Genomic DNA, 26,573 nt, shown 5'->3' with positions numbered 1-26,573 from the left:
CCCTAGTCGAGGGTCGCCCAGGATTCGATGATCACGCGGGCGATCGAGATCGACCCGGGCAGCAATAGTTTCGACTCCTTTGACGTTGAAGCGCTGGTCCAATCGCCGGCGTCAAGCGCTGTGCGTACCTCGTCGCGGGTGAACCACGCCGCCTCGACGATCTCGCCGTCGTTAAACGAGAAGTCCTGATCCGGATCCGCCAGGGCATGGAAGCCGACCATCAGCGAGCGCGGAAACGGCCAGGGCTGGCTGCCCAGGTAACGCACATCTCGGACACTTAGACCGATCTCCTCGCGGATCTCTCGGGCGACGCAGACTTCGAACGACTCGCCAGCCTCGACAAAACCAGCCAGCAACGAGAACATCCGCTCGGGCCACACGGCCTGGCGCGCCAACACCGCACGGTCGCCGCCATCATGGACCAAACAAATCACGGCCGGGTCGATACGCGGGAACTCCTCGTGGCCAGTGACCGGGTTGACTCGTGACCAGCCCGCCCTAGCCAATTTCGTCGGTGAGCCATCAACTGGACTAAACCGGGCGCTGTCATGCCAATTCAGCAACGCGGTGGCTGACGACACTAGTTGACTGCTCGTGTCGTCGAAGACCTTTCCTAGGCTACGGAGGTTCACCACGTCGGTTTCCACCTCGGGATCCGCAGGCGCTTCCAGCGCAGCCCGAACAGCCCAGACATGGCGGCCCCCCTCGATGCGGCCCAGGAAAACCGCCTCCGGTGGCGGCTTGTCAGCCAGCCCCGCCGCGGCACCAAGCACCACCCGGCCGCCGGCGACCAACACCTGATTGCGCGAATCCACCCGCAGCAGCGCCGCGTCCGCCCACCCAGCGGTGGCCGCCTCAACGTCGGTACGCAGGTGATCGGCCCGGTCGGCGCCCACGCGCGACAGCAATGGAACGTTCCGCAGCTGGAAATCCACGCTCAGCTAATCTCCCTGGCGGCGACCTGCCGCGCTTGCGCCGGCCACTAGTGTGCCGCGTGTCGGACGTAGAGCAGCCGGTCGCTGGCCTCAATGGCGTCCACCTCAGGGGCACCGATGCGCAGGAGGTGGCCATCGCGCACCACACCAAGCACGATGTCGCGCAGATGCCGCGGGGATCCGCCGACCTCGATCTGCTCCACCTCGCGTTCGGCAATCGCCAATCCGGCGTGCGGAGTCAGCAGATCCTCGATCATCTCCACGACACTGGGCGTGGTGGTGGCAAGGCCGAGCAGCCGACCGGCGGTCGCCGAGGAGACCACCACCAAATCCGCACCCGATTGCTGCAACAGGTGCTGATTCTCGGCCTCCCGAATCGACGCCACGATCTTGGCGTTGGGCGACAGCTCCCGAGCCGTCAAGGTGACCAGCACGGCGGTGTCATCGCGACCGGTAGCGACGACGATCGAGGATGCATGCTGGGCCCCAGCCAACCGCAGCACATCGGATTTGGTGGCGTCGCCGTGCACGGTAACCAGGCCGGCGGTGGCGGCGTGCTCAAGGGCGGTTCGATCGGTGTCAACGACGACCATCTCGCCTTGCGCGGCCTCATCACTGAGCCTCGCGGCGACCGCCGTTTTGCCCTTGGTGCCGTAGCCGATCACGATGGTGTGGTTGCGCACTTTGTTCCTCCAACGCTGGATCTTCCACCCCTGCCGCGACCGCTCGGAGAGAACCTCGAGCGTCGTGCCCACTAATACGGCCAAGAACGCGATCCGCAGCGGCGTAAAGACCACGGTATTGACCAAACGCGCGGCGACGGTATACGGGGTGATGTCGCCGTAGCCGGTCGTCGATAGCGACACCGCCGCGAAATAAAGGCAGTCCAGAAATGTCAGCCCGTCACCCCGCACGTCGCGGTACCCGCTTCGCACCAGGTAGACAGCAAGAGTGGCCGCGAACAGCACCACCAAAGCAATGGCCATTCGGCGGGTGATCACACGGACAGGGCTGGAGTGAACTTCGGGGATACGCAGAACACCAACCAGGAGATGACCAGGCTGGGCGGCCAGTGTCTTATAGAGACCGCCACGCTGCCGCAACCTACCGCTGCGCACGGCAATCCGTCATCGGCTTAACCAGCCTTAACCTAGCCTTAACCCAGCGCACGACACCTATGTAACCACGATCGCTGGTTCTCCAATAGCGGGGCAGCGCACGTCACACGTCGGCAGCGCAGCTGCCGGCAGGATCACCCAGCAGCCCCGCCAGCTCGGTAGCATCAGGCAGCTCATCAGGAATGACTGTGACTCCGCTGCGCACGTAGTAGAAGGCCGCGCGCACCGATGACTCCGGGCACCCACACAAAGCGGCCCACGCCAAGCGGTAGACCGCGAGCTGGACGGCGGCCTGACGCATGGCCTTCGGCCCGCGGGGCGGCTCACCGGTCTTCCAATCCACCACGGTGATGCCGCCATCGGGATCACCGAACACCGCGTCGATGCGGCCACGCAACACGGTATCGCCGATGGGCATTTCGAACGGCACCTCGACCGCCACGGGCGTGCGGGTAGCCCACTGCGACCGGCCAAACGCCGCCTGCAGCGCGGCCAACTCCTGGGTGTCTCCGACGTCGGAGTCCGCCGCGCCTGGCAAGTCAGCAAGGTCAAACAGCCGTTCTGCGCCGTAGAACCGCTGAACCCAGGCGTGAAACGCGTTGCCCAGCAATGCGTGCGGGTCCGGACGGGTGGGCAACCGATGGATCAGCCGTCGAGCTGCCCCGGTCGGGTCGCGGGCCAGGTCCACCAGACCAGTGACCGACACCTGACTGGGCAGGGTGCGGGCGAGACGCCGCCCGGCGCGTGAACGCTCGGCCAATAGGGCATCGACGTCGGCGGCCCAGCCTTCGATATCGGTGCCGGGATGAGCCATGTCGTCCGACATCGCGGCGACCACTAACGCCGCCCCGTGTTCGACGTCGCCGCGGCGCCCGGCCAACGGGTCGGCAGGCCAAACCGCTTCGACAACGTTGTCGCGCAGCGGATTTTGTTCACCATCGGCGGGCGCAGGTGCCCACTGTTCCACCACCCCGCAGGGATCGCCGGCCGCGGCCGATCGGTCGATGATGTCCTTGAGTTCGCACAGGAAATCCGACGGACCGCGCGGCTTGATCCCAGTGGAACCCCAGTGATGGCCGGATACCAGCAACGTGTCCTCGGCCCTGGTGATGCCCACGTACAACAGACGGCGCTCCTCATCGACCCGCCGCTGCTCAAGTTGATGACGATGCGTGGAGATCTTGTCCGACAGCTGCTTTCGATTGGTGACATCCGAGGTATCCAGCACCGGAATGCCGAGTGTGCCCGCCGAGCTGCGGTCGCCGCGCAGCAGCGGTGGCAGCTCAGCGGCGTCGGTAAGCCAGGTAGCCTTCGACGCTGTCGACGGGAATACTCCGCCCGCTAGGTGTGCCACCGCCACCACCTGCCACTCCAAACCCTTCGCGGCGTGCACAGTGAGCACCTGGACCCGGTCTCGGGCCACGACCAGTTGGGCGGGGGGCAACCCCTTCTCGACCACCTCGGCCACGTCCAGGTAGGCCAGCAGGCCCGCTACTGACGCTGCGGCCGACACAGTGGTCTCACTGGTCGTAGCGCTTGCCCGCTCGGCATACCCGGCGACCACGTCGGCGAAGACGTCGAGGTGTTCGGCACCGGCCCAAGCACCCGGAAGCTGGGCTGGCGAAGCCGTCGACGCGGCCCGGACTTCGCAGTCGACACCCAGCACGCGACGCACCTCGGCAACCAGGTCGGGCAGCGAATGACACAGCTGGCCGCGGAGCGCAGTCAGTTCGACGGCCAACGCACAGATGCGCTGATAGCCCACAACCGAATACGAACTGGCTGGTCCGGGGTCTCCGAGAGCATCGGCCAGACACGCGGTATCGGCATCAGGGCCGGCCGCCATCGCGATCGACTCCGGCGAACGCGCCTCGCCGCAGCGTCCCCCGCCTAGCGCCAACGCGCGCCGCCACAGCGCGGCGACATCGCGACCACCGAGCCGCCAGCGAGGACCAGTCAGCACCCGCAGTGCCGCCGCGCCGGCCGTCGGGTCAGCGACGAGCCGCAGCATCGCCACCACGTCAGCGACCTCGGGAATGGACAGCAGGCCGGCCAGGCCGACGACCTCAACCGGGATTCCGCGGGCGCGCAGGGCATCGGCGATGGGTGCAGCGTCCGCATTGCGGCGCACCAGCACCGCGGCGGTCGGCGGGTCGACGCCGTCGGCTTCGGCTCGCTGGTAGTGCGCGGATATGTGGTCGGTGATCCACTCACGTTCGGCGCGCACGTCGGGAAGTAACGCAGCGCGCACGGCGCCGCTCGGGGCGTCCGGGCGCGAGCGCAGCGCGCGGACCGCAACCGATCGGCGTCGTGCTTCCGCGGATATGGCGTTGGCCACATGCAGGGCCCGCGGCGGATTACGCCAGCTGGTCCGCAGCTCTAACACCGGCGCGGGACTGCCGTCGGATCGGGGGAAGTCGGTGGTGAAGCGAGGCAGGTTTGTCGCGGAGGCGCCGCGCCAGCCGTAGATGGACTGAATGGGGTCCCCCACCGCTGTCAACGCCAGCTCGTCGTCTCCATCGTTGCCGCCACCCCCAAACAGTCCCGACAGCGCGACACGCTGGGCGTGTCCGGTGTCTTGGTACTCGTCGAGCAGCACCACCCGATAGCGGCTGCGCAGGTCTTGACCGACTTGCGGGAACGTCGCGGCCAACCGCGCCGCGCAGGCCATCTGAACACCGAAATCCATCACCTTCGCGGCACGCATCCGCTCAGCCAGCGCGTCGAGCAGCGGCACCAGCGCGGCGCGCTCGGTCTGGGTGGCCAGCATCCGCAGCAGCCACTGGCTGGGGCCCCGGTCCCGCTGGTAGGGGCCCGCCGGCAGGGTGTGAACCAGCCGCTCCAGTTCCACATGGGTGTCACGGAGCTGCTGGGTATCCACCAGATGCTCCGCGAGTTGACCCCACAGCCGCAGCACCATTGAGGTCACCGTGGCCGGGGTCTTGTCGGTGTTCAGCTCGCCGCGATACCCGTTGACGACGTCGAAGGCCAGCTGCCACAGCTCGGTCTCGCTGAGCAACCGGGTGTCGGGCTCGACGGGTAACAACAGGCCATAGTCACGCAGTAGCGAGCCGGCGAAAGCGTGGTAAGTACTGACCACCGGTCCGACGGCTGCTGGGACGGCGGGACTGGCCTGGGAGTACGCCCCCACAAGTGGGAGGTACCCCCACCCGCTTGCGGGGGAGCCCGGGCCGATACCGGCCAATCGCGCCAACCGGGAACGAACGCGACGCAGCAGCTGGCTGGCGGCCTTGCGGGTGAACGTCAAACCCAGCACCTGGCTGGGTTCGGCGTAGCCGTTGGCGACCAACCACACCACCCGCGCCGCCATTGTTTCCGTTTTGCCGGCGCCGGCTCCGGCGATGACGACAAGCGGACCCGGTGGCGCAGCGATGACGGCTGCCTGCTCGTCGGTGGGCGGGAATAGTCCTAGCGTGCAGGCTAATTCAGCCGGGCTATAGCGCGGACTCACAGCGCAGCCCCCTCGACATGCTCGCTGTGGGCCGGACAACACGGCCGTATCGGGCAGTGCGCGCAGCCGTCGTTGCGCCGGGCGATGAACTGCGGGCCGGCCGTCGCGTTGGCCGCCTGCCGAACAACGTTGCGCCAATGATCTCGGTCAGCTGGTGTTAGTGGATCCTGCTCGCGTTCGACGGCGCCCGCCGGCCCGGTCCTGCCGAGATAAACCAGTCGGGCGCCGCCGGGCTCCATGCTGGCGGGGCCGGCTGAGAACATGCCGTCGGCCACCGCCAATTGATACATCGCCAGCTGGGCGTGTTGTTGCGCATCGTCCTTGCTGACCGGCGTTTTACCGGTTTTGATGTCGACGATCACCAGCCGGCCGGCGGCGTCGCGTTCCAGTCTATCGACCCGACCTCGCAGCCGAGCATCGCCGGCTTGATGCTCAGACTCGCGCGGGTCGCCCAGCATGCCATCGACGTCGACCTCTACGCCGACCTCAGTCAGTTCGTGTCGGGTCTGGGCACGCCATTCGACGAACGTCTGGATCATTGCGCGGTGTCGGGCAAGCTCGTTGACCGAATGCCACTGGGCGTCGAAGGGCAGGTGCTGCCAGGCCCGGTCCAGCTCGGCCAGCAGTTGCGATTCGCTTTTGTCCGGTTCGGCGATCAGTGCGTGCAGGACCGAGCCGATGGCCGACCGTAGATCTCGCGCATTGGTTCCGCCGTGCCGTTCGGCCAGCCAACGCAGCGGACAATCGTTGAGTGTCTGCAGGGTTGACGGCGTCAACGTGACGAGATCGTTGTCACCGCAGAGCCGATCACTGCTGCTGAGCGGGATCAGGCCGTGCCATCCGGTCGGGTCGGCGCCCGGCACACCAGCGTTGGCCAACCGGGCCAATTGGGTTGCTGCACAAGCTCGGGCTGCGTCGTCCACAGCGCCGTCGGGCGCGCAGACGACGCCGCGCAGCCGGCCCACCAGCGCCGCCGCTGATAACACTCGCGGGGACGAAACCGGCTGCGCCACTTCGGGATCACTGTCACTAGTGGCCCACTTAGCGATCTCGTAAAAGAACGCCGACGGCAACGCCGCCCCCAGACCCGGCCCGTCGGTGTCACTATCGACGGCTGTCACCAGCAACCGGCGGCGTGCCCGGCCCATCGCCGCCACCAGTAGCCGGCGCTCCTCGGCCAGCAGCGGCGCCCGCATGGAGGCGTCCTCGGTGACACCGTCGAGCACGTCGAGCAGTCGTTGAGTGCCCAGCACACCGCCACGCGGAACCGTGTTGGGCCACAACCCGTCCTGCATGCCGGCGATGACTACCACATCCCATTCATGTCCCAGTGCGGCGTGCGCGCTGAGCACCCTGACCTGCTCCGTCGTCGTTACCGGCTCGCGGCTGACGGTTGGCAACTGCAGCGCCGCGACGTGCTCCACAAGCCCGCGCAACGACGCACCCGACGTGTGACACACGTAGTGGTCGGTGATGTCGAACAACGCGGTAACCGTCTCAAGGTCCCTGGTGGCCTGGGCCCCGGCTGGGCCGCCGCGCTCACTGGCCGTCAGCAGGCGATGCTGCAGACCGGACCGATGCCAGGCCGCCCACAGTGTGTAGCGCGGATCCTTGCCGTCCCGATGGCAGCCGGCGGCCGCGTCGAGGACTGCACGCACCCGCTGCAGCGGCCCTGACTGCGCGCCCGATACCGGTGCCCCGGCGTGGGGGTACTCCCCCGCGAGCGGGAGGTGCCCCCACCCGCTTGCGGGGAACAGCGCCTCCACCAGCAGGTCACCGAAATTCGCCCATCGACGATCGGGGTTGCCGTGCAGCAGCGATCGGCGCAGCTGCCGGAGCGAGACCGGGTCGACGCGACCGATTGGCCCGGTCAGTAGTGCCAGCGCCTGTTCGCCGTCGAGCCCGGCAGCCGTCGCCGCCAAAACCGTGAGCAGCGCTTGTGCCACGGGCTCCGCGGACAACGGCCCCCTGACGGCAGGTACCGCGACCGGAACCCCGGCCGCGGCCAAGCCACGCGGCAGCCGCGCGCCGGCCCGTGGCACCGACCGGACGATGACCACCATCTGCGACCACGGCACCCCGTCGATCAGGTGCGCACGCCGCAGCGTATCGGCGATTATCGACGCTTCCGCGTGAGCCGAGGCGGCCAGTCGTACCGTGACCGATCCGTCCTCGGCCCCGGTGCCGTCGATCTGCCTGCCGCCGATGCCGCCCGGCAGCCGGCACGCGACGCCGCTGACGGCGCGAGCCACCGCCGGTGCGCAGCGATGCGACGCGGTCAACGTCACCGACGGCGCATCGTCGGCCAACAATCCGGCCGGCTCGCCGCCCCGGAAGCTGAACACTGCCTGGTTGGGGTCGCCGGCAACCAGCGCCAGCTCCGTTCCGGCCGCCAGCACCCGAACCAGGCGGGCAGCCTGCGGGTCAAGTTGCTGGGCGTCATCGACCAGCAACAGCCGAACCCGGGTACGTTCGGCTGCCAGCAACTCAGGATCGACCGCGAAAGCCTCCAACGCGGCACCCACAAGTTCAGCGGCGCCCAGCGCCGGAGTCGTCGCCTGCGGCGCCGCTGTGCCGACTGCAGCGCGTAGCAGCATCACTTGCTCGTACTGCTTTGCGAATTGGCCGGCAGCGGTCCATTCCGGACGCCGGCACACGCGGCCCAGTCGCTCCAACTCCAGCGCGTCTACGCCGCGTTCGGCGCAGCGCGCCAAAAGGTTTCGTAGCTCGATGGCGAAGCCCGCGGTGCTTAAAGCGGGCAGCAGATGGGCCGGCCATATCGTCGCGGCATGCGGTCCGTCTGCGAGGTCACCGGCCAGCAGCTCGCGGATGATCGCGTCTTGCTCGGCGCTGGTAACCAGCCTCGGCGGCGCATCACCGGCGCGTTCGGCGGCCCGCCGCAAGACCGCGTAGGCGTAGCTGTGCACAGTGCGTACCAACGGCTCGCAGACCGCCGCCCGGCAGCGTCCGGTCGTGCGCGAACGCAGCAACGCCGTCGTCAGCGCGCTGCGCGCCGGTATGCCGAGCCGGCCAGAACCGGTAAGCAGCAGAACCGATTCCGGTTCAACACCGGCACCGATGTGAGCAACCGCAGCGCCAACCAGCAAGCTGCTCTTGCCGGTACCTGGGCCGCCCAGGATACGGATCAGGCCGCGTGCACCCGGCTCTAGAACAGCGCGCGTCTCACCACCCCAGGTGTATGACATAGCCGCATGCAATCACGCGGGTCTGACAAAGTTGTGCGCTGCACCGCGTCGCTCGAACGCGCCAAGCAACGGCGACATCACCTAAACGCAGTCCGCGACCCATCCATTACCTGCACTAGGGAGATGAGCCAACGGCGAAACTGGCAACTTGGCCGGTATCGGTCGGATACTGGACCTGGAAAGCCGAACACGCAGCTGCAGGCCGACAACACAGCGTTGCTGTCCGAAGGCCAGTTTCCGGCGGACCTGAGGAAGGTAAGGAGGGGTCACGATCGTGAAGGACGTCAAGGGCGCCGTACCCGACAGCGAAGTGCCTGAAGCCGATGCGTTAGAACAGCACCTACCCATCGATTTCGACGACGAAGCCGGCTTGGACACCACCTACCTGAGCGGCGACGCTAAAGACCAGGATGCCAACGAAGCCGATGTACTCGATCAGGCTTTTGTTGTCCCTGCGCCAGACGACGATTGGGATGCCCACCGGTAGTCCGGCCGCGACAGCACGCCGATCGCCCGCCCAGCCGAGAACACCCGCTGTCCCACCTGGCACCATCGACGGGTGACCACCGACCTTCACGTGCACCGCTACGGTCCGTCCGGCCCGGTGCGGATGCTAGCTATCCATGGGCTGACCGGCCACGGGCAGCGCTGGCAGCATTTGGCCGAATACGTGCCCGAAATCGCGGTTGCCGCACCGGATCTGGTCGGCCACGGCAGGTCATCGTGGGCCGCGCCGTGGACCATCGACGCCAACGTTTCGGCGTTGGGCGCAGTGCTCGACGATGAGGCTGACGCCCCGGTGTTGGTGGTCGGGCATTCGTTTGGCGGCGCCATCGCGTTGCACCTAGCTGTGGCTCGCCCGGATCAGGTGGCCGCGCTGCTGCTACTCGACCCGGCGGTCGGCTTGGACGGGGCGTGGATGCGCGAGATCGCTGAGGCGATGTTTTGCCACCCCGACTACCCGGACGTGACACAAGCGCGGGTAGAGAAGTCCCTGGGCTCGTGGGCGGACGTGGATCCCGCGTTGCTCGACGCCGAACTCGACGAGCACCTGGTCAAGCTGACCAGCGGACGATACGGCTGGCGCGTGAGCATGCCGGCGATCATGTCGTACTGGAGCGAGTTGGCCCGCGACGTCGTGCTACCGCCTGCGGGTACGACGACCACGCTGGTGCGAGCGACACGGACCTCGCCGCCGTACGTCAGCGACCAACTCATCGCAAGGCTTCAACAAGGATTGGGATCCGATTTTGAGCTGCTCGATTTCGACTGCGACCACATGGTGTCGCATGCCAGGCCCGCCGAGGTCGCCGCGGTGATCCGCAAGCAGTTAGAAACGCGCTGACCGTGCCGCCGGTGACCGATGATCAGGTCGAGCGGGTGCGCTCGCTGGTGGCAGCTATCCCGCCCGGCTGGGTCGCCACCTACGGCGACATCGCCTCTGTCGCAGGACTTTCCAGTCCGCGGATCGTCGGCTGGATCATGCGGACCGACTCCTCCGACCTGCCCTGGCACCGGGTAATCACCGCGTCTGGGCGCCCGGCGCGACATTTAACCACCCGACAGCTCGAGCTGCTACGCGCGGAAGGGGTTCTCGCCGTCGACGGCAAGGTGGCGTTGCGCGAGGTTCGCTACCAATTTCCGGGCTGAGCACGCTTCGCGCGACTAGAGCACCAGCCGGACTAAGGCCGCGGTTCGGGCCAGACCCGGGAACGCCTCGGCAGTCGACCGCGGGTGCAGTGCGTGGACCGCAAGGCGAAACATCAATGCGCGCAACAACATCTGCGGCCATTCCGGCAGCGCGTTCCAGCGTTCGATAAGCCCATCGTCGGCCTCGCCCCAGGACAGCGCGTCCACGACAACGACACCCGCAGCCCATGATGCGGGCCGCCAGTAGGGCGTGATGTCGGTGATCCCCGGCGCCGCGGTGCCCACGAAAAGCACTGTTCCGTATAGATCTCCGTGTACCAGCTGGTTCGGGCTCTTAGTCGGCTTGCGCAGACTAGCCAGCTGGTTGATCAGATCGATCGATCGTTGACCGTCAGCCGTCGGGGGCGCGGCCCACGCCCCCGGGGGTACCGACTGCAACGGCCGGTCTTCCCACGCGGCACGGTCGGCGGCGATGAAGATATCCACGTCCGCCCAGTGCGCCGTCGGCCCCTGGGTCAGAAAGCGTGGACGTTCCAGTTTGCCGGTGGCCTCGTGCAGTCGCACCGCCGCCGAGATGACTTCATCGTGTCTCGGCTCCGGTGTCCCGGCGACGAATGTGTCGGCCCGCCAACCCGAGACCACATACCGCCCGTCGGTCGAGCGGACCGGTCGGGCCAGGCGGACACCGTCGACGAACAACGTCTCCCGCACCCGGGCCGACCAGGCCGCGCGGGCGTTGTCGGCCACCATCGACAACACGACTTCGCCACATCGCCAGCCACCTTCCCAGCTGGCTCCCAATGGGACGGGCTGCACACCGGTCAAACCGAACGCCGACAACACATGCTCGGGCGGCGGCTCAACTGTCACACGGGTCAGCCTAGTAGAGCCCGACCGTGGCGACCGCAAGCGCGGCCAAGCCGGGCGCAGCGGGTCGCCACCAACCCAACACCGGATCTCGGATTAGTACATCACCATGTCGGGTTGCACCTGCTTGGCCCATGCCACAATGCCGCCCTGCAAGTGCACCGCGTCGGAGAAGCCAGCCTTTTTCACGGTGGCCAACGCCTCGGCCGAGCGCACGCCTGTCTTGCAGTACAGCACCGGCATGCGGTCCTGAGGCAGCTGTGCCAGCCCCTCACCCGAGTTGATCAATGACCGCGGGATCAGCTGGGCGCCGTCGATGTGCACGATGTCCCACTCGACGGGCTCGCGAACGTCGATCAGGGCCAGCTTCTTGCCGGAATCCAGCAACTCGCGCAATTCCCGCGGCGTGATGGTGGAACCGGTAGCCGCCTGGGCTGCATCGTCAGACACCACACCGCAAAATTGCTGGTAGTCGATCAGCTCGGTGATTTTCGGCGTGGACGGATCCTTGCGGATCCTGATCGTGCGGTAGCTCATCTCCAACGCGTCGTAGATCATCAACCGGCCGAGCAGTGGCTCACCGATCCCGGTGATCAGTTTGATCGCCTCGGTGCCCATCACCGACGCGATGGAGGCGCAAATGATGCCCAGCACACCGCCTTCCGCGCAGGACGGCACCATGCCAGGGGGCGGCGGCTCCGGGTACAGATCGCGGTAGTTCAGGCCCCGCCCGTCGGGGGCATCCTCCCAGAACACTGAGACCTGGCCCTCGAAGCGGTAGATCGACCCCCACACGTACGGCTTTTTAGCCAGCACCGCGGCGTCATTGACCAGATACCGAGTCGCAAAGTTGTCGGTGCCATCCACGATCAGGTCGTACTGCGTGAACAGGTCGACCGCGTTGCTCGACTCCAGCCTGAACTCGTGCAATCGCACCTGGACAAGTGGGTTGATTGCGACGATCGAGTCGCGCGCTGACCAGACCTTGGACCGTCCAACATCGGCTACGCCATGGATGACCTGGCGTTGCAGGTTCGACTCGTCGACGACGTCGAAATCGATAATGCCGATCGTGCCGACGCCGGCCGCGGCCAGGTACAGCAACGCCGGCGCGCCCAGCCCGCCCGCACCGATGACCAATACCCGCGCGTTCTTGAGCCGCTTCTGCCCGTCGACGCCCATGTCCGGAATGATCAGATGGCGGCTGTACCGGGTCACCTCATCACGGCTCAGCTCGCTTGCGGGCTCAACTAGCGGCGGCAGTGATGTCGGGGACGTCGACACCAAATATCTCCTCGGGTAGCGTCGCGATTCAACTTCTGACGGGTGTCGTCTACAACCATCACAGCAGGTGTCTGCATCGACGGCAACGACGCGCAATGGTAATAACACCGGGCCGCCAGCGTTGCTTCCCTGCACGCTAGGCCTGGCGCCTATCGCCAGAAGCTCGGTCAATGCCACGGCCGGCATCGCCACCGGACTGCACCCGAGATTGCCGTCAAGGCTGTGATTCACGCGCCGACCGCAACCATAGCGGCCATCTCGGCGCCGGGCTAAGCGATTGGATACGGCCAGGGATTGAATCGGCAGGTCTTACCATCGGGCTTGACCCATTCCGGGTCAAACTTCGCTCCATCGTCATTGGATGTGGAGAACGTTTGCTGCATCATGACCGGGGCTAAACCACCCTGCTTGTCGCAAGGCTCGTGGCGCACATACCCGATGGCATGGCCGACCTCGTGGTTGATCACGTACTGCCGGTAGGAACCCACATCCCCTTCGAACGGAAGGGCTCCGCGCAGCCAGCGCGCCTCATTGATGAAAACCCGAGCCTGCCGGTCCGGCCCGAACGACGGGTTGTAGCAGGACGTCTCCAGCCGGAATTCGTACCCACATCCTTCACGTACCGTCAGCGGAGACACGAGCGAAATCCGAAAGTCGGGCTTCCCGCTATCAATTCGGATAAAAGCGAATTGCGGGTTGTGCGTCCAGCCTTTCGGATTAGCCAGCGTCTGGTCGACCATCTGGGCGAACGCGCCGTCGCCGCCGAACATCGTCGGGTCCAGACCGTTCTCGATCTCAACGGTGAACCTGAAAACCTTGGCGGTGCCTTGACCAACCTGCGGCGTCGTGCCCGGAACGACATGCCAGGTCTTGTCGCCCGCTTCGGTGAACGAACCCCCGTCCGGCAGCGTCCCGGCCGGCAGATTGGCGTCGAACGCGGCGAGCCCGCGAGGTGGCGCGTCCATAATCGCCGTGCCCACCGCACCGATGACCGGTGGTCCCGTGATGGGCTCGCTGGCCGCCGGCTTCGGCGCGCTTGTCCCAGTTACCGTTTGGTACACGACCACCGCCGTGAGCGCCATCAGAAGAGGCAATGCATACGCGCGCCAGCCAAAGGCGGAGACGAACCGGCCCAGCCATGTTTGCTTGCGCCACCGACGCGGCCGGCCACGGTCAGCCCGGACCCGGCCGTCGCCCCTAGCGAGCGGGTCACGCTGGGCCCGCAGTGGCTCTCGCCACTCCTCGCGTAGCACAGGTGCACGACCGGCGCTGCCAGCTGGCCCGGGGGAGGTCATTTTCCCAGGATTGCACAGCTCGCAGCGACTGGGAGTCCTGGCACGCCAGAACCCGTGCGGACTCCCCCTTGCCAGCGCTGACAAAGCCGGTGCCGGTCGGGCTGACGACACGGGTAGTAATGTCATTCCGACGAGCCGGTGGCGGGGCCCGACTGTACCCGACTGTAATTGGCCAACGAACAGACGAGGACTCGATGAACGATCTCGCCAAGGCAGCGCAGCGGCGTGCTGTTAGGTCGGTCGACCGCGATCGGCCATCAGACGGCATAGCGGCGTCCAACCGGCGGGGCAACCGGTTACCCCGCGACGAGCGTCGTGGGCAATTGCTTATCGTTGCCAGCGACGTCTTTGTCGACCACGGCTACCACGCAGCCGGGATGGACGAGATCGCCGATCGGGCGGGAGTCAGCAAACCCGTTCTATATCAACATTTTTCGAGCAAGCTGGAACTATATTTGGCGGTGCTAGAGCGGCACGTGGACAACCTGGTGTCGGGCGTACAGCAGGCGTTGCGCACGACCACCGACAACCGGCAGCGGCTACACGCCGCAGTCCAGGCGTTCTTCGACTTCATCGAGCACGACGGGCAGGGCTACCGGCTGATCTTCGAGAACGATAATGTCACCGAGCCTCAGGTTGCCGCACAGGTGCGGGTGGCCACCGAATCGTGCATAGACGCAGTGTTCGCCCTTATCAGCGCGGATTCTGGGCTGGACCCGCACCGCGCCCGGATGGTCGCGGTAGGCCTAGTCGGCATCAGCGTCGACTGCGCCAGATACTGGTTGGACACCGACCGCCCGATTTCCAAGTCGGACGCCGTCGAGGGGACCGTCCAGTTCGCCTGGGGCGGGCTGTCACACGTGCCGCTTACCCGCTTGTAGCGGACTCCGCCCCGATGCCAAAGCCCACCCGGCGGGCGTCGGCGACACCGATCTCCACATAGGCGATCTTGGCGCCGTGTATCAGGAAGCGACGGCCCCTCTCGTCGGTCAGACCCAGCAGACCCGCATCCTCGCGCAACGCGGCGCTGACGAGTTCTTCGACTTCACCGGGCGTCTGCGGACTGGAGAAGGTCAGCTCGCGCGGACTGTCCGTGATACCGATCTTGACCTCCACTATTGGCCCCTTCCGTTGGTTACCTCTGCGATTCCAAGCAAGCGTGTCAGCAGCAGGCTAGTTGACGCACCCGAGGCACCCGGATGCAGATGGGCCCACCGGTCCCCGGCGGCGCCTGGTGGTAGGCCTCGACGGGCGGCTATCCGCAGATAACGATTAGCTCCCAGCTGAGCCAACATGCTGCACGACGCCAGATACCAGTTATTTACATCGGTAACATCGGCACCATCGGTAACACCATGAACCGCCTCGACGGCGGCATCCAGGACCATCCCGACGAGAGCTATGCGACCAACGGAGCCGACCCCTACCCGCCGGACGGCTACGACGAGCTACTCTGGCCGGCCAATCGTCGATGGCGCCAGGTCGTTGCACTCCTCGGCAGCGTGGTGGCACTCGGTGCCGTCGCGACCGCCGTCATCATCAACAGTGGAGACAGCGCAACGACCAAGGCCACCGTGCGAGCACCAACTCCCCGCCCGGTGCTCACTACGCCGTCGAAGCCGGTGCCGGCGGCTCCGCCCAGCACGTCTCGGACGCCTCAATTACCCCCCGAGACAGCGACCACCGTGACACCTCCCACTGCCGCGCCACCGGAGCGAACGCCCACCGCAGCACCGCCCCTGACCGGTCCGCCGCCGGCGGCGGCGCTGCACCCGCGCACCGTCGTCTACACCGTGACCGGCACAAAAGAGCTCCTCGACCTGGTCACCGTCGTCTACACCGACGCCCGTGGCTACCCAAAAACCGAGTTCAACGTGGCGCTGCCATGGACAAAGGCGGTGGTCCTTAACCCGGGCGTCCAAACCCAGTCGGTCATCGCCACCAGCTTCCACAGTCGACTCAACTGCTCGATCGTCAACGCCGAGGGGCAACCGGTCGTGGCGTCGACCAACAACGCGGTCATCGCGACTTGCACCCGTTAGGCCCGCTGGCTTCGGGACGAAGACCCTAGCTAAGACCGAGCTCGTGCATCCGCTGGTCATGCGTCCGCTGCAAGCGGTCGAAAAACGAACCAAGCTGGCTCAGACCACCGCCACCGGACACCACCAGGTCAACCAGCTGATCGTGGTCGGCCAGCAGGTACTGCGCCTGGGTGATCGTTTCGCCGAACAGTCGACGCGCCCACAGCGCCAGCCGGCTGCGCTGTTTGCTGCTGGCGGTTACCGCAGCGCGCACTTCGGCGACGACGAACTGCGAGTGCGCGGTTTCCGACAGGGCCGACCGCACCACGTCGGCGACTTCATCGGGCAACCCACCGGCGATCTCCAGATATAAGTCGGAGGCCAAGGAATCACCGACATAGGTCTTCACCAAGGCTTCCAGCCACGTGCTCGGCGTGGTCAGCCGATGGTAGTTGTCCAGCGCCGACACGTACTTCGACATCGCCGGCACCACGTCAACACCTCGGCGCTCCAGGGCGTCGCGCAGCAGCTGATAATGCCCCATCTCGGCGGCGGCAATACTCGCCATCGAGATCCGTCCCCGCAGGTCCGGCGCCATCCGAGCCTCGTCGGTCAGCCGGTAAAACGCGGCCACTTCCCCGTAGGCCAACAACGCGAACAATTCGTTGACGGCCGGATGATCCGCCGGTAACCGTGGCGCCGGCGAATCGGCCAATTGGTCCGCGGACGAGGGCGAGGGCATGGCAACACTCTAGTCGGCTAGCCCAGCGAAAATGGGCGCCCGCCGGGTGACCGGTTATCATGCTGATAGGTAGTGGCTGCGTTTCTGTGCTGCTGCTACTGGCGAAATGTGCGTGCACAGCTGGGCCACCTGGACTGGGGTTCAGACAGACTGACCGTGGGGCCGGCGACTTGGCGACCTATTCGGAGTCGGAACTTGTGCGCGCGTGAACCGCGACAGCAAAACACCGACACAAAACCGATACGGTCACCGAAAGGCTTTTCACCCACATATGACTGCACTAACAAGCACAACTGAACCGACCTTTGCCAAACTCGGAGTCCGCGACGAAATAGTCCGCGCGCTGGCCGAACGAGGCATTGAGCAACCTTTTGCTATCCAAGAACTCACCCTGCCGCTTGCGCTTGCCGGCGACGACGTGATCGGCCAGGCCCGCACCGGCATGGGTAAAACCTTCGCGTTTGGCGTGCCGTTGCTGCAGCGCATCAGCGTCGCTACCGCGGCAAGGCCGCTGACCGGCGCACCACGAGCGCTGGTCGTGGTGCCCACCCGGGAGCTTTGCCTGCAAGTCGCCGACGACCTGGCCGCCGCGGCCAAATACCTGACCGCTGACGATGGCAACCGGCGGTTCTCGGTGGTATCCATCTACGGAGGACGGGCCTACGAACCACAGATCGAGGCACTGCAGGCAGGCGCCGACGTCGTGGTGGGCACTCCCGGCCGGCTACTTGACCTGTGCCAACAGGGCCAGCTGCAGCTGGGCGGGTTGTCGGTGCTGGTCCTCGATGAGGCCGACGAGATGCTCGATCTGGGCTTCCTTCCCGATATCGAGCGCATCTTGCGGCAGATCCCCACCGACCGGCAATCTATGCTGTTCTCGGCGACCATGCCGGACCCGATCATCACGCTGGCCCGCACATTCATGGACCAGCCCACCCATATCCGGGCCGAGGCACCGCACTCCTTGGCGGTGCACGACACCACCGAGCAGTTCGTCTACCGCGCCCACGCATTGGACAAGGTGGAGCTGGTCAGCCGGATACTGCAGGCGCGTGACCGGGGCGCGACGATGATCTTCACCCGCACCAAGCGCACCGCGCAGAAGGTCGCCGATGAGTTGGGCGAACGCGGTTTCGCGGTGGGCGCCGTGCATGGTGACCTCGGACAGATAGCGCGGGAGAAGGCACTCAAAGCTTTTCGGACCGGCAATGTCGATGTGCTGGTCGCCACCGACGTGGCCGCCCGCGGCATCGACATCGACGACGTCACCCACGTCATCAACTACCAGTGCCCTGAAGACGAGAAGATGTACGTCCACCGCATCGGACGCACGGGCCGTGCCGGTCGCACCGGGGTCGCGGTCACCTTGGTGGACTGGGACGAGCTGCCCCGCTGGGAGACGATCGACAAGGCGCTGGGCTTGGGGTCCCCCGATCCGGCCGAGACCTACTCCAGCTCGCCCCATCTGTACACCGAGTTGGCCATCCCGGCCGAGGCCAGCGGAACTGTCGGCGCGCCGCGCAAGGCGCAGGTCAAACGCCGCGGCACCGACCGTGACGGGGACAAGTCGGAAGCGCCAGAGAAAGCCGAGAAGCCGGCGCGGACGCGCACTGGCGCACGGCGACGCCGCACCCGTGGCGGCCAACTCGTCACCGGACATCCCACCCACAACTTGGCCACCGCCACCTTGGCCAGCAACGGCGAAGCCGTCGCGGAGACGCCGCCGAGTTCCTCGCCCGGCTCCCCATCCACTGACGTCCGCCGTCGCCGGCGCCGCCGCCGCAAGCCGACGGAGGGCGTCGACAACGGTCTCAACAAGAACCTGGCTGCACAGGCCAACTGAGCTTCTGACGCATGGTCAGACCCGAACGCCGGACCAAGGCCGACATCATGGCCGCCGTGACGATCGCGGTCGTCCTCGCCACCGCCGCGTCGCTGATCTGGTGGACCAGCGACGCCCGGGCCACCCTCAGCCGGCCGGCCGCCACCCCGGCGCCCAACCCGACTCCGGCTCGGGAAGTGCCGGCCTCCCTCAACCAGCTCTGGGCCGCTGCCAGTCCTGCCACCACCGCCCCCGTGGTGGTGGGTGGGGCGGTAATCACTGGCGACGGGCGCCAGGTGGATGGGCGCGACCCCGCCACGGGCGAGTCGCGCTGGAGCTATGCCCGCGACAGCGATCTGTGCGGGGTGTCCTGGGTCTACCATTACGCCGTCGCGGTCTATCGAGATGACCGCGGTTGCGGTCAGGTCAGCACCATCGATGGGTCCACCGGCCGTCGCGGAGCCGCCCGCAGTAGCTACGCCGATCCACACGTGCGCCTGTCCTCTGACGGCACGGCGGTGTTGTCGGCCGGCGATACCCGCCTGGAACTCTGGCGCTCGGACATGGTCCGGATGCTCGCCTACGGTGAGATCGACGCCCGGGTGAAACCGTCGGCGCGGGGACTGCACTCCGGATGCACGCTGGAGTCCGCAGCAGCCAGCTCGTCGGCGGTATCGGTGCTCGAGGCCTGTGCGAATCAGGCCGACCTGCGGCTCGTGCTGTTGCGCCCGGGAAAAGAAGACGACGAACCCCAACAACGCCTGGTGGCCGAACCCGGGGTCCGGTCGGGTTCGGGGGCTCGCGTGCTGACGGTGTCCGACACCAATACGGCCGTTTATCTGCCCGGAGAAGCCGGCGCGCAGCCCAGAGTGGACGTGATCGACGAGACCGGAACCACCGTGGCGAGCACACTGCTGGCCAAGCCGCCGTCGAGCTCGGCGGTGGTCTCACAGACGGGCAACCTGGTGACCTGGTGGACCGGCGATACCCTCATGGTCTTCAATCAGAACAACCTCACGCTGCGATACACCATTGCCGCGGGCGAAACGACGGCGCCGGTGGGGCCCGGTGTGATGATGGCCGGTCAACTGCTGGTACCGGTCACCGGCGAGATCGGCGTCTATGACCCGCTCAGCGGCGCGAATAACCGCTACATCCCGGTGAGTCGACCGCCGAGCAACTCAGCGGTGATCCCGACCGTTTCGGGTGCCACGGTGTTCGAGCAGCGCGGCGACACCGTGGTAGCACTGGGCTGACCACTGGGGCCATGAGCCCGCTCGGGCCGCTACATCTCGACAGTGAACGTGGGCAGGGGTTTGCCGGTCTTCCAATGCTTGAGCAACGCCTGTGCCAGCTCGCGGTAGGCCAGCGCCCCCTTATTCTTGCGTCCGGCAATCACCGACGAGCCCGACGCGCTGGCCTCAGCGAAGCGCACCGTGCGCGGAATAGGCGGCGCCAACACCGGCAGCTCATAGCGGTCTGCGACGTCGAGCAGCACGTCACGGGTGTGGGTGGTGCGGGAGTCATACAGCGTCGGTAACGCACCTAGCAGTCGCAGACCCGGGTTGGTGATCTGCTGGACGTCGGCGACGGTGCGCAGGAACTGGCCGACGCCGCGGTGTGCCAGCGTCTCACACTGCAGCGGCACAATGACCTCGTCGGCGGCCGTCAGACCGTTGAGGGTCAGCACGCCGAGTGACGGCGGGCAATCGATGACGACCACATCGAACTGGTCGGAGAGTTTGGCCAACGCACGTTTGAGCGCATATTCGCGGCCTGCCCGCATCAGCAACATCGCCTCAGCGCCGGCGAGGTCAATGTTGGCCGGCAGCAGCGTCATTCCCTCCACCGTCGTGACCAGCGCGGCATTTGGCTCGACCTCACCGAGCAATACGTCGTGCACAGAAACCGGTAGTTTGTCGGGATCTTGACCCAGCGAGAAGGTCAAACAACCCTGCGGATCCAGATCGACAAGCAGCACTCGCCGTCCCTTATCCGCAATCGCCGCACCCAGTGAGGCAACCGTTGTTGTCTTGGCCACGCCACCCTTCTGGTTCGCCACAGCCAATACCCGGGTCTGTGTCATCAGCGCCGCTCCTCTCCCCCGCAAGCGGGAGGTACCCCCACATCGCTCTGTCGCTCTGCATCGTCGCCAGCGCGGTCATTAGCGCTATCCTGGCATGTTCTCCGCGATGCGCTTCGGGCGATAGCTCCGCCAGGGCTTCGGCACATCGTCCGGCAGAATCGGTCGGCATGGGCTTGCACAACCACCGCCTGCTGCTGCTGCGACATGGCGAGACAGCGTGGTCGAAATCGGGCCAGCACACCGGCCGAACCGAGCTGGAGTTGACCGATACCGGCCGAGCACAGGCCAAGCTGGCTGGGCGAGCCCTAGCGGAACTGAAACTCGTTGATCCGCTGGTGGTCAGCAGCCCACGCAGGCGTGCCCTCGTCACTGCCGAGTTGGCCGGGCTTACCGTCGACGAGCTATCTCCATTGCTCGCCGAATGGGACTACGGTTCCTACGAAGGCCTCACCACCGCACAGATCCGAGAAACCGAACCTGATTGGCTGGTATGGACGCACGGATGCCCGGGGGGTGAAAGCGTCGGGCAGGTCAGCGAACGCGCCGACCAAGCCGTCGCGATGGCGCTCGAGCACCTGGAGTCGCGTGACGTGTTGTTCGTCAGCCATGGCCACTTCAGCCGTGCGGTGATCACCCGCTGGGTCGGGCTGCCGCTTGTCGAAGGCAGCCGCTTCGGTATGCGCACCGGCTCGATTGGGATGTGCGGGTTCGAGCACGGGCTACGGCAACTACACACGCTCGGATTGACGGGCCAGCCGCGACCGGTCGCACCCGGGTGAACATCAGCAATGGCGACAACACGCGCCGCCTAGTGGCGCAGGAGAGAGCCGAACCAATGAGACCGAGCGAACCACCGTTCGCGCTATGCGGGCCACGTGGGACTCTAGTTGCCGACGGGGTGCAGACACGCTACCACGATGTGCGCTCGGCGCAAGCTGCACTGCGTTCCGGTGCGACGCCAATACTGTTGGGCGCGTTACCTTTCGATGCGGACAGTCCCGCCGCGCTGGTAGCACCTAGCGCTGTGCTGCGCACCGATACGCTGCCAGACTGGCCGATCGGCCCGCTGCCCGCCGTGCGCATCACCGCCGCCGTCCCGACGCTCGCCGACTACCGCGCCTGGATCAGCCGCGCGCGCGAACAACTCGCCGCACCAGGCAACTCGCTGCGCAAGGTGGTGCTTGCCCGCGCGTTGCAGCTGGCCGCGGATGCCCCACTGGACGGCCGCGCCATCCTGCGGCGGCTAGTCGCGGCCGACCCGACCGCATATGGATATCTCGTTGACTTGACCGCAGCCGGCGACCAGTACGCGGGTACGGCCCTGGTGGGCGCCAGCCCAGAACTGTTGGTCTCGCGCTTCAGCGACCGTGTCGTGTGCCGGCCGTTTGCCGGTTCGGCCCCACGTGCAGCCGACCCCGAAGTCGACGCCGCCAACGGCGCCGCGCTGGCCGGCTCGACCAAGAACCGTCACGAACATCAGCTGGTCATCGACGCGATGCGGGCTGCCCTGGAGCCGGTGTGCGACGACTTGACAATCGCGCCCGAGCCGCAATTGAGCCGCACCGCGGCGGTCTGGCACCTATGCACACCGATCAGCGGCCGGCTGCGCGACACCTCAACCACGGCAATCGATCTGGCGTTGATCCTGCATCCCACTCCGGCGGTCGGCGGGGTCCCGACGGATGCCGCATCCGAGGTTATCGCAGCGCTGGAAGGTGACCGTGGCTTCTACGCGGGCGCAGTGGGCTGGTGCGATGCCAACGGCGACGGTCGCTGGGTGGTATCGATCCGCTGCGCTCAGCTATCGGCCGACCGCCGCACCGCCCTCGCCCGTGCTGGCGGCGGCATCGTCGCCGAATCCGATCCCGATGACGAAGTTGACGAGACCACAACGAAATTCGCCACAATGCTGAACGCGCTAGGAGTGCAGCAGTGAACCGCGCCGGCGACGATGCAGAACGAAGAGATGAGGTGGGGGCACCTCCCGCTTGCCGGGGAGAGCGGCGCTCATGAACATAGCCATCCGCCGCGCCAGACCAGAGGACGCCGCAGAAATTACGGCCATGATCCACGCGTTGGCCGAATTCGAGCACGCTGCCGATCACTGTACTGTCACCGAAACACAAATTTCTGCAGCGCTTTTCGGCAGTTCGCCAACCGTTCAAGGGCACGTTGCCGAAGTTGACGGTGAACTCGCCGCGATGGCGCTGTGGTTCCGTAACTTCTCCACGTGGGACGGCGTTGCGGGTATCTACCTGGAGGATCTGTTCGTACGACCGAGGTTTCGCCGCCGCGGCCTGGCTCGTGCGCTGCTGTCGGCGCTGGCGGCTGAATGCCTCGACAACGGCCACACCCGATTGTCATGGGCGGTGCTGAACTGGAACTCCGACGCCATCGCGCTGTATGACGGGATCGGCGGACATCCGCAGCGCGAGTGGACCACCTACCGACTGTCCGGCCCGCGACTGGCTGAACTGGCCGGGCCACGCTGATCGCGACCTGCGGCCCAGCGCACGGCCGGCGGACTGAAAAGCAATATCAATGCGGTCAGCACCACGATTCCCAGTGGGAATCCGAAGGCCGGCTGATTCGACCCGACCACGAGGTACCACGCGACAGGCAACAGCAGCAATTGGGTGAACACCGCCAGCCCGCGGCCCCAGCGCTTGCCAACCAGCAACGCACATCCGGCGGCAAGCACCGCAGCGCCGACCACAACGAACCACATCGCCGTGGCAAGGCCTCCCGGGCCGCCGCCGACGTGCTGATCGGCGCCGGCGAGCCCGCGAACCACCAGCGCCGCGGCCACCATCAGCGCGGCCGCGCCTTGCGCCACGACAATTAGTCCCGCACCCCGCACGGCGGCCGGAGCGCGTGGGGAAACCGCCCGCTTGCGAGGGAGTGTCACAGCGTCAGCGTAGTCACGCGTACCCCCGAGCCCCACGCTTTAAGCTCATGCGTCATGCGTGCCGTGCTGATCGTCAACCCAACAGCCACGTCGACCACACCAGCCGGTCGTGACCTGCTGGCGCACGCGCTCCAGAGCCGCCTTGAACTCACCGTTGAGCACACCAACCACCGGGGTCACGGTACAGAGCTCGCACAAGCAGCCGTTGAAGACGGAGTGGACCTCGTCGTCGTACACGGCGGCGACGGCACGGTCAGCGGAGTGGTCAATGGTTTACTCGGCCGCCCCGACACCCACGGTCCGGGGCCCACCGGCCGGGTGCCTGCGGTCGCCGTGGTGCCTGGCGGCTCGGCGAATGTGCTAGCCCGCTCGCTAGGCATCTCCCGCGACCCGATCGCTGCCACCAACCAGCTCATCCAGCTACTCGACGATTACCGGCGTTCGGCGACCTGGCGCCGCATCGGGCTGATCGACTGTGGCGAACGGTGGGCCGTGTTCAACGCCGGAATGGGTGTCGACGCCGAGGTAGTAGCCGCGGTCGAGGCCGAACGCGACAAGGGCGGCAAAGTCACACCATGGCGCTATATCCGCGCGGCGGTACCCGCCGTGTGGGGCTACACGCGCCGCGAACCTACCCTCACGCTGCAACTTCCCGGCCGCGAACCGATAACCGGGGTGAGCTTCATCTTCGTGTCCAACTCGAGTCCATGGACCTACGCGAACGACCGACCAGTGTGGACCAATCCCGGATGCAGCTTTGACTCTGGGCTGGGAGTGTTCGCCCCGACCAATATGAAGCCGATCCCCACCTTGAGAATCGTCCGGCAGATGTTCGCCAAACAGCCCAAGCTCACGTTCAAGCACCTCATCACCGCGGACGACGTGCCTTGCCTGCGAGTCACCTCCACCGGGGCCCCAATCGCCAGCCAGTTCGACGGGGATTATCTCGGCGTGCGCGAAACCATGACGTTCCGGGCGGTTCCGAACGCGCTGCAGGTCGTCGCCCCGCCCGCCAAAACCGTATCTGACCTGCACTAATCAAGCACCTGATGCACGCCCGGCAAGGTAATTTGCCGGCGAAGTCGCGGCAGTGTAGTACAACGATGTAAGGACTTGGGTACCAAACGGTCAAAGTGAGATTGCCCACGAGCCAACTCACACTATTGACATCTGTTGTGCCTGTGAAACGATCGAAAGGTTGCACGCAGAGATTGCGTAGCGGTACGGAACCTTTCTTGTGCACGCGTTAACAGCCGAAGAAAAATGCCCGTGCGCCTTGCTGCGCAAACGGTAAGGAGTAACAAAGTATGGATTGGCGCCACAAGGCGGTCTGTCGCGACGAAGATCCGGAGCTGTTCTTCCCTGTAGGGAACAGCGGCCCGGCGATCGCGCAGATCGCTGACGCGAAACTGGTCTGCAATAGGTGCCCGGTCACCACAGAGTGCCTAGCCTGGGCCCTCAACACAGGCCAGGACTCGGGCGTCTGGGGCGGCATGAGCGAAGACGAGCGGCGAGCACTGAAGCGTCGCAACGCCCGGACAAAGGCCCGCAGCGGGGTCTGACCCAGTTCAGACCAGTGCGGCCTCGACAATCGTCGGGGCCGCATTGTTGCGTGCACCCTATAGCACCAACCGGGCCCGACGACCAATCGGCACCCGCAGCACCACATCGGTGCCGCGATCGGCGGCTTCACGCATGCCCAACGAGCCGTCCAATTCGGAGGACACCAAGGTCCGCACGATTTGCAGGCCCAGGCTGTCTGACTGCTCCAAGTTGAATCCTTGAGGTAGCCCGCGGCCGTCGTCGTGCACGATAACATCGAGCCAGCGCGCCGAACGCTCGGCACGAATCGCCACAGACCCTTCTTGGGACGCCGGATCGAATGCATGCTCGATCGCGTTCTGCACCAACTCGGTGATCACCATGATCAGTGCCGTGGCACGGTCGGAGTCCAACACGCCCAGATCGCCGACCCGGTTGATCCGGATCGGCCTGTCCACCGATGCCACATCGTTCATGATCGGCAGGATCCGGTCGATGACCTCGTCGAGGTTGACTTGCTCGTCCACCGACATTGACAACGCGTCGTGCACCAACGCGATCGACGACACCCGTCGTACCGACTCGATCAGCGCTTCCCGCCCTTCGGCGTTGGCCATCCGTCGGGCCTGCAGCCGCAGCAGCGCCGCGACAGTTTGTAGGTTGTTCTTGACCCGGTGGTGTATTTCCCGGATCGTGGCGTCCTTAGAGATCAGCGCGCGGTCACGACGCTTCACCTCGGTGACGTCCCGAATCAGCACGGCCGCGCCCACGCTTGAGCCATGCACCACCAACGGCAGCGTCCGCAGCAGCACCGTGGCTCCACCGGCTTCCACTTCCACTCGCATGCTCGGCCCGCCGGCTAGCAAGTCCTGCACATGCTTGGCCACCTCCTGCGCCTCGAAGGGGTCCGACAGCAGCGGCCGAGTGACTTTAACCAGATTGCGGCCCTGCAATTGGGCAGTCAGGCCCATCCGGTGGAAAGCCGACAACGCGTTGGGGCTGGCAAAGGCGACAACACCGTTGCGATCGAGGCGGATGAAACCGTCGCCTGCCCGCGGGGTAGAACGTGACATGGCCACGTCCCCCGCGTCGGGGAAAGTGCCCTCGGCCAGCATGTGCAGCAGATCCGTGGCGCACGCCAGGTAGGCGATCTCCAAATTGCCGGGCCGGCGGCGCGCGGCCAGTTCGATTTGGTGCTGCGTCAGCACCGCGACCACCTGGTCGCCGTACCGGACCGGAGAAGCCGCGACGTGCGGACCGAGGGGCAACCATGAATGCTGCTGACCCGCAGCGCCTTCCTGCTGAGCGGCGCCAGAGGCAAATGTCTCAGCGACAAGCGGCAGCATATCGGCGCTTACGACGCTACCCACCGCATCGGTCTGCAGAACCGTCGGCGCGGTATGCGGCCGGCATTGCGCGACACAGACCAGCACCCCGTCATCGCGGCGAACCCACATCAGGTAGTCGGCAAACGACAGATCGGCAAGCAGCTGCCACGCCCCGACCACCGCATGCAGGTGGTCAACGGCGTTGCCCGGCAGCACCGTGTGCTCAGCAAGCAGATCACCGAGAGTGGACATCAGTCACTCCCGGAACGGTTCTCGGCAGCAGATACGACGACTTCA

At 66.1% G+C, this 26,573-nt stretch carries 24 protein-coding genes; 12 read left to right on the top strand and 12 right to left on the bottom strand.

The genetic code is table 11. The features are described 5' to 3' along the window. Window positions 1-2 precede the first annotated feature (2 nt). The 4 genes from nudC to B586_RS05260 form a co-directional block, all read right to left on the bottom strand. Window positions 3-935, bottom strand: a complete 933-nt coding sequence (gene nudC, locus B586_RS05275; RefSeq protein ID WP_414738685.1) for an NAD(+) diphosphatase — start codon at window positions 933-935, stop codon at window positions 3-5. Between the two features lie 47 nt (window positions 936-982). Then, window positions 983-2,053 (bottom strand): potassium channel family protein, encoded by a 1,071-nt coding sequence (locus B586_RS05270; protein ID WP_054880507.1) that lies wholly within the window; start codon window positions 2,051-2,053, stop codon window positions 983-985. A gap of 103 nt (window positions 2,054-2,156) precedes the next feature. Beyond that, window positions 2,157-5,525 carry an ATP-dependent helicase gene (locus tag B586_RS05265; protein WP_047313269.1) on the bottom strand — a complete coding sequence of 1,123 codons (3,369 nt, stop codon included), beginning with the start codon at window positions 5,523-5,525 and terminating at the stop codon, window positions 2,157-2,159. Then, complete coding sequence (locus B586_RS05260; RefSeq protein WP_054880508.1) at window positions 5,522-8,731, bottom strand: ATP-dependent helicase; 3,210 nt, start codon at window positions 8,729-8,731, stop codon at window positions 5,522-5,524. Before B586_RS05260 ends, B586_RS05265 begins: the two co-directional genes overlap by 4 nt. 274 nt (window positions 8,732-9,005) lie before the next feature. Between B586_RS05260 and B586_RS05255 the strand changes: the two genes are divergently transcribed. The 3 genes from B586_RS05255 (at window position 9,006) to B586_RS05245 (ending at window position 10,381) form a co-directional block, all read left to right on the top strand. Continuing rightward, entirely contained in the window at window positions 9,006-9,218 is a 213-nt protein-coding gene (locus B586_RS05255; RefSeq protein WP_047313271.1) for a hypothetical protein, read from the top strand. Window positions 9,219-9,290: 72 nt separating this feature from the next. Next, on the top strand, window positions 9,291-10,076 hold the full coding sequence (locus B586_RS05250) for an alpha/beta fold hydrolase (RefSeq protein WP_054880509.1): 786 nt from the start codon (window positions 9,291-9,293) through the stop codon (window positions 10,074-10,076). 2 nt (window positions 10,077-10,078) lie between these two features. Then, window positions 10,079-10,381 (top strand): MGMT family protein, encoded by a 303-nt coding sequence (locus B586_RS05245; RefSeq protein WP_047313272.1) that lies wholly within the window; start codon window positions 10,079-10,081, stop codon window positions 10,379-10,381. Between the two features lie 15 nt (window positions 10,382-10,396). Here the strand turns inward: B586_RS05245 and B586_RS05240 are convergent, their stop codons facing one another. The 3 genes from B586_RS05240 to B586_RS05230 form a co-directional block, all read right to left on the bottom strand. Then, the gene (locus B586_RS05240) at window positions 10,397-11,251 is read right to left on the bottom strand and encodes a TIGR02569 family protein (protein ID WP_047313273.1); all 855 of its coding nucleotides are present in this window, start codon (window positions 11,249-11,251) and stop codon (window positions 10,397-10,399) included. A 93-nt stretch (window positions 11,252-11,344) separates the two neighbouring features. Continuing rightward, window positions 11,345-12,532, bottom strand: coding sequence for an adenylyltransferase/sulfurtransferase MoeZ (gene moeZ / locus B586_RS05235; RefSeq protein WP_047313275.1), 1,188 nt, complete (start codon window positions 12,530-12,532; stop codon window positions 11,345-11,347). Between the two features lie 269 nt (window positions 12,533-12,801). Continuing rightward, window positions 12,802-13,827 carry a DUF3152 domain-containing protein gene (locus B586_RS05230; RefSeq protein WP_054880510.1) on the bottom strand — a complete coding sequence of 342 codons (1,026 nt, stop codon included), beginning with the start codon at window positions 13,825-13,827 and terminating at the stop codon, window positions 12,802-12,804. 194 nt (window positions 13,828-14,021) lie between these two features. On the opposite strand from B586_RS05230, the gene B586_RS05225 reads away from it, so the two are divergent. Then, window positions 14,022-14,708 (top strand): TetR/AcrR family transcriptional regulator, encoded by a 687-nt coding sequence (locus B586_RS05225; protein WP_047313277.1) that lies wholly within the window; start codon window positions 14,022-14,024, stop codon window positions 14,706-14,708. On the opposite strand, the gene B586_RS05220 is transcribed toward B586_RS05225, so the two are convergent. After that, window positions 14,695-14,943: a DUF3107 domain-containing protein gene (locus tag B586_RS05220; RefSeq protein ID WP_047313278.1), complete on the bottom strand. Its 249-nt coding sequence runs from the start codon at window positions 14,941-14,943 to the stop codon at window positions 14,695-14,697. The two genes, B586_RS05225 and B586_RS05220, sit on opposite strands and share 14 nt — an antisense overlap. 227 nt (window positions 14,944-15,170) lie before the next feature. Here B586_RS05220 and B586_RS05215 point away from each other — a divergent pair, with 227 nt between their 5' ends. Next, window positions 15,171-15,869: an MmpS family transport accessory protein gene (locus B586_RS05215; RefSeq protein ID WP_047313280.1), complete on the top strand. Its 699-nt coding sequence runs from the start codon at window positions 15,171-15,173 to the stop codon at window positions 15,867-15,869. Window positions 15,870-15,894: 25 nt separating this feature from the next. Here B586_RS05215 and B586_RS05210 read toward each other — a convergent pair whose 3' ends face one another. Further along, a complete protein-coding gene (locus tag B586_RS05210) occupies window positions 15,895-16,590 on the bottom strand; it encodes a ferritin-like fold-containing protein (RefSeq protein ID WP_047313281.1) in 696 nt (231 codons plus the stop codon). A 271-nt stretch (window positions 16,591-16,861) separates the two neighbouring features. Between B586_RS05210 and B586_RS05205 the strand changes: the two genes are divergently transcribed. Continuing rightward, window positions 16,862-18,433 (top strand): DEAD/DEAH box helicase, encoded by a 1,572-nt coding sequence (locus B586_RS05205; RefSeq protein WP_047313282.1) that lies wholly within the window; start codon window positions 16,862-16,864, stop codon window positions 18,431-18,433. 11 nt (window positions 18,434-18,444) lie between these two features. Next, window positions 18,445-19,668 carry an Rv3212 family protein gene (locus B586_RS05200; RefSeq protein ID WP_054880512.1) on the top strand — a complete coding sequence of 408 codons (1,224 nt, stop codon included), beginning with the start codon at window positions 18,445-18,447 and terminating at the stop codon, window positions 19,666-19,668. Window positions 19,669-19,697: 29 nt separating this feature from the next. Here B586_RS05200 and B586_RS05195 read toward each other — a convergent pair whose 3' ends face one another. Continuing rightward, window positions 19,698-20,498 carry a ParA family protein gene (locus tag B586_RS05195; protein ID WP_054880513.1) on the bottom strand — a complete coding sequence of 267 codons (801 nt, stop codon included), beginning with the start codon at window positions 20,496-20,498 and terminating at the stop codon, window positions 19,698-19,700. 167 nt (window positions 20,499-20,665) lie between these two features. Here B586_RS05195 and B586_RS05190 point away from each other — a divergent pair, with 167 nt between their 5' ends. The 3 genes from B586_RS05190 (at window position 20,666) to B586_RS05180 (ending at window position 22,990) form a co-directional block, all read left to right on the top strand. Then, window positions 20,666-21,277: an acid phosphatase gene (locus B586_RS05190; RefSeq protein WP_047313285.1), complete on the top strand. Its 612-nt coding sequence runs from the start codon at window positions 20,666-20,668 to the stop codon at window positions 21,275-21,277. 56 nt (window positions 21,278-21,333) lie between these two features. After that, window positions 21,334-22,434 (top strand): isochorismate synthase, encoded by a 1,101-nt coding sequence (locus B586_RS05185; protein WP_054881059.1) that lies wholly within the window; start codon window positions 21,334-21,336, stop codon window positions 22,432-22,434. A gap of 73 nt (window positions 22,435-22,507) precedes the next feature. After that, complete coding sequence (locus tag B586_RS05180) at window positions 22,508-22,990, top strand: GNAT family N-acetyltransferase (protein ID WP_047313286.1); 483 nt, start codon at window positions 22,508-22,510, stop codon at window positions 22,988-22,990. On the opposite strand, the gene B586_RS05175 is transcribed toward B586_RS05180, so the two are convergent. Further along, complete coding sequence (locus B586_RS05175; RefSeq protein WP_082129324.1) at window positions 22,942-23,406, bottom strand: hypothetical protein; 465 nt, start codon at window positions 23,404-23,406, stop codon at window positions 22,942-22,944. The two genes, B586_RS05180 and B586_RS05175, sit on opposite strands and share 49 nt — an antisense overlap. A gap of 54 nt (window positions 23,407-23,460) precedes the next feature. Between B586_RS05175 and B586_RS05170 the strand changes: the two genes are divergently transcribed. Together B586_RS05170 and whiB1 are read left to right on the top strand one after the other, a co-directional pair. Further along, a complete protein-coding gene (locus tag B586_RS05170; RefSeq protein ID WP_054880515.1) occupies window positions 23,461-24,444 on the top strand; it encodes a diacylglycerol/lipid kinase family protein in 984 nt (327 codons plus the stop codon). Window positions 24,445-24,713: 269 nt separating this feature from the next. Continuing rightward, the gene (whiB1, locus tag B586_RS05165; protein WP_045842701.1) at window positions 24,714-24,968 is read left to right on the top strand and encodes a transcriptional regulator WhiB1; all 255 of its coding nucleotides are present in this window, start codon (window positions 24,714-24,716) and stop codon (window positions 24,966-24,968) included. A 57-nt stretch (window positions 24,969-25,025) separates the two neighbouring features. Here the strand turns inward: whiB1 and B586_RS05160 are convergent, their stop codons facing one another. Beyond that, window positions 25,026-26,528 (bottom strand): sensor histidine kinase, encoded by a 1,503-nt coding sequence (locus B586_RS05160; RefSeq protein WP_047313289.1) that lies wholly within the window; start codon window positions 26,526-26,528, stop codon window positions 25,026-25,028. Window positions 26,529-26,573: the final 45 nt, after the last annotated feature.

Origin of the sequence: Mycobacterium haemophilum DSM 44634 (assembly GCF_000340435.2) — a bacterium.
GTDB lineage: Bacteria > Actinomycetota > Actinomycetes > Mycobacteriales > Mycobacteriaceae > Mycobacterium > Mycobacterium haemophilum.
Note: the sequence above shows the minus strand (reverse complement) of the source record. Positions and strands in the feature narration are given on the sequence as shown.

What these genes read in the sequence shown, in the direction of transcription:
- B586_RS05185 (WP_054881059.1), top strand. Translation starts at nt 21,334, where the DNA reads ATGAGACCGAGCGAACCACCGTTCGCGCTATGCGGGCCACGTGGGACT.
- B586_RS05230 (WP_054880510.1), bottom strand. Translation starts at nt 13,827, where the DNA reads ATGACCTCCCCCGGGCCAGCTGGCAGCGCCGGTCGTGCACCTGTGCTA.
- B586_RS05225 (WP_047313277.1), top strand. Translation starts at nt 14,022, where the DNA reads ATGAACGATCTCGCCAAGGCAGCGCAGCGGCGTGCTGTTAGGTCGGTC.
- B586_RS05210 (WP_047313281.1), bottom strand. Translation starts at nt 16,590, where the DNA reads ATGCCCTCGCCCTCGTCCGCGGACCAATTGGCCGATTCGCCGGCGCCA.
- B586_RS05180 (WP_047313286.1), top strand. Translation starts at nt 22,508, where the DNA reads ATGAACATAGCCATCCGCCGCGCCAGACCAGAGGACGCCGCAGAAATT.
- whiB1 (WP_045842701.1), top strand. Translation starts at nt 24,714, where the DNA reads ATGGATTGGCGCCACAAGGCGGTCTGTCGCGACGAAGATCCGGAGCTG.
- B586_RS05205 (WP_047313282.1), top strand. Translation starts at nt 16,862, where the DNA reads ATGACTGCACTAACAAGCACAACTGAACCGACCTTTGCCAAACTCGGA.
- B586_RS05170 (WP_054880515.1), top strand. Translation starts at nt 23,461, where the DNA reads ATGCGTGCCGTGCTGATCGTCAACCCAACAGCCACGTCGACCACACCA.
- B586_RS05200 (WP_054880512.1), top strand. Translation starts at nt 18,445, where the DNA reads ATGGTCAGACCCGAACGCCGGACCAAGGCCGACATCATGGCCGCCGTG.
- B586_RS05260 (WP_054880508.1), bottom strand. Translation starts at nt 8,731, where the DNA reads ATGTCATACACCTGGGGTGGTGAGACGCGCGCTGTTCTAGAGCCGGGT.
- B586_RS05195 (WP_054880513.1), bottom strand. Translation starts at nt 20,498, where the DNA reads ATGACACAGACCCGGGTATTGGCTGTGGCGAACCAGAAGGGTGGCGTG.
- B586_RS05190 (WP_047313285.1), top strand. Translation starts at nt 20,666, where the DNA reads ATGGGCTTGCACAACCACCGCCTGCTGCTGCTGCGACATGGCGAGACA.
- B586_RS05160 (WP_047313289.1), bottom strand. Translation starts at nt 26,528, where the DNA reads ATGTCCACTCTCGGTGATCTGCTTGCTGAGCACACGGTGCTGCCGGGC.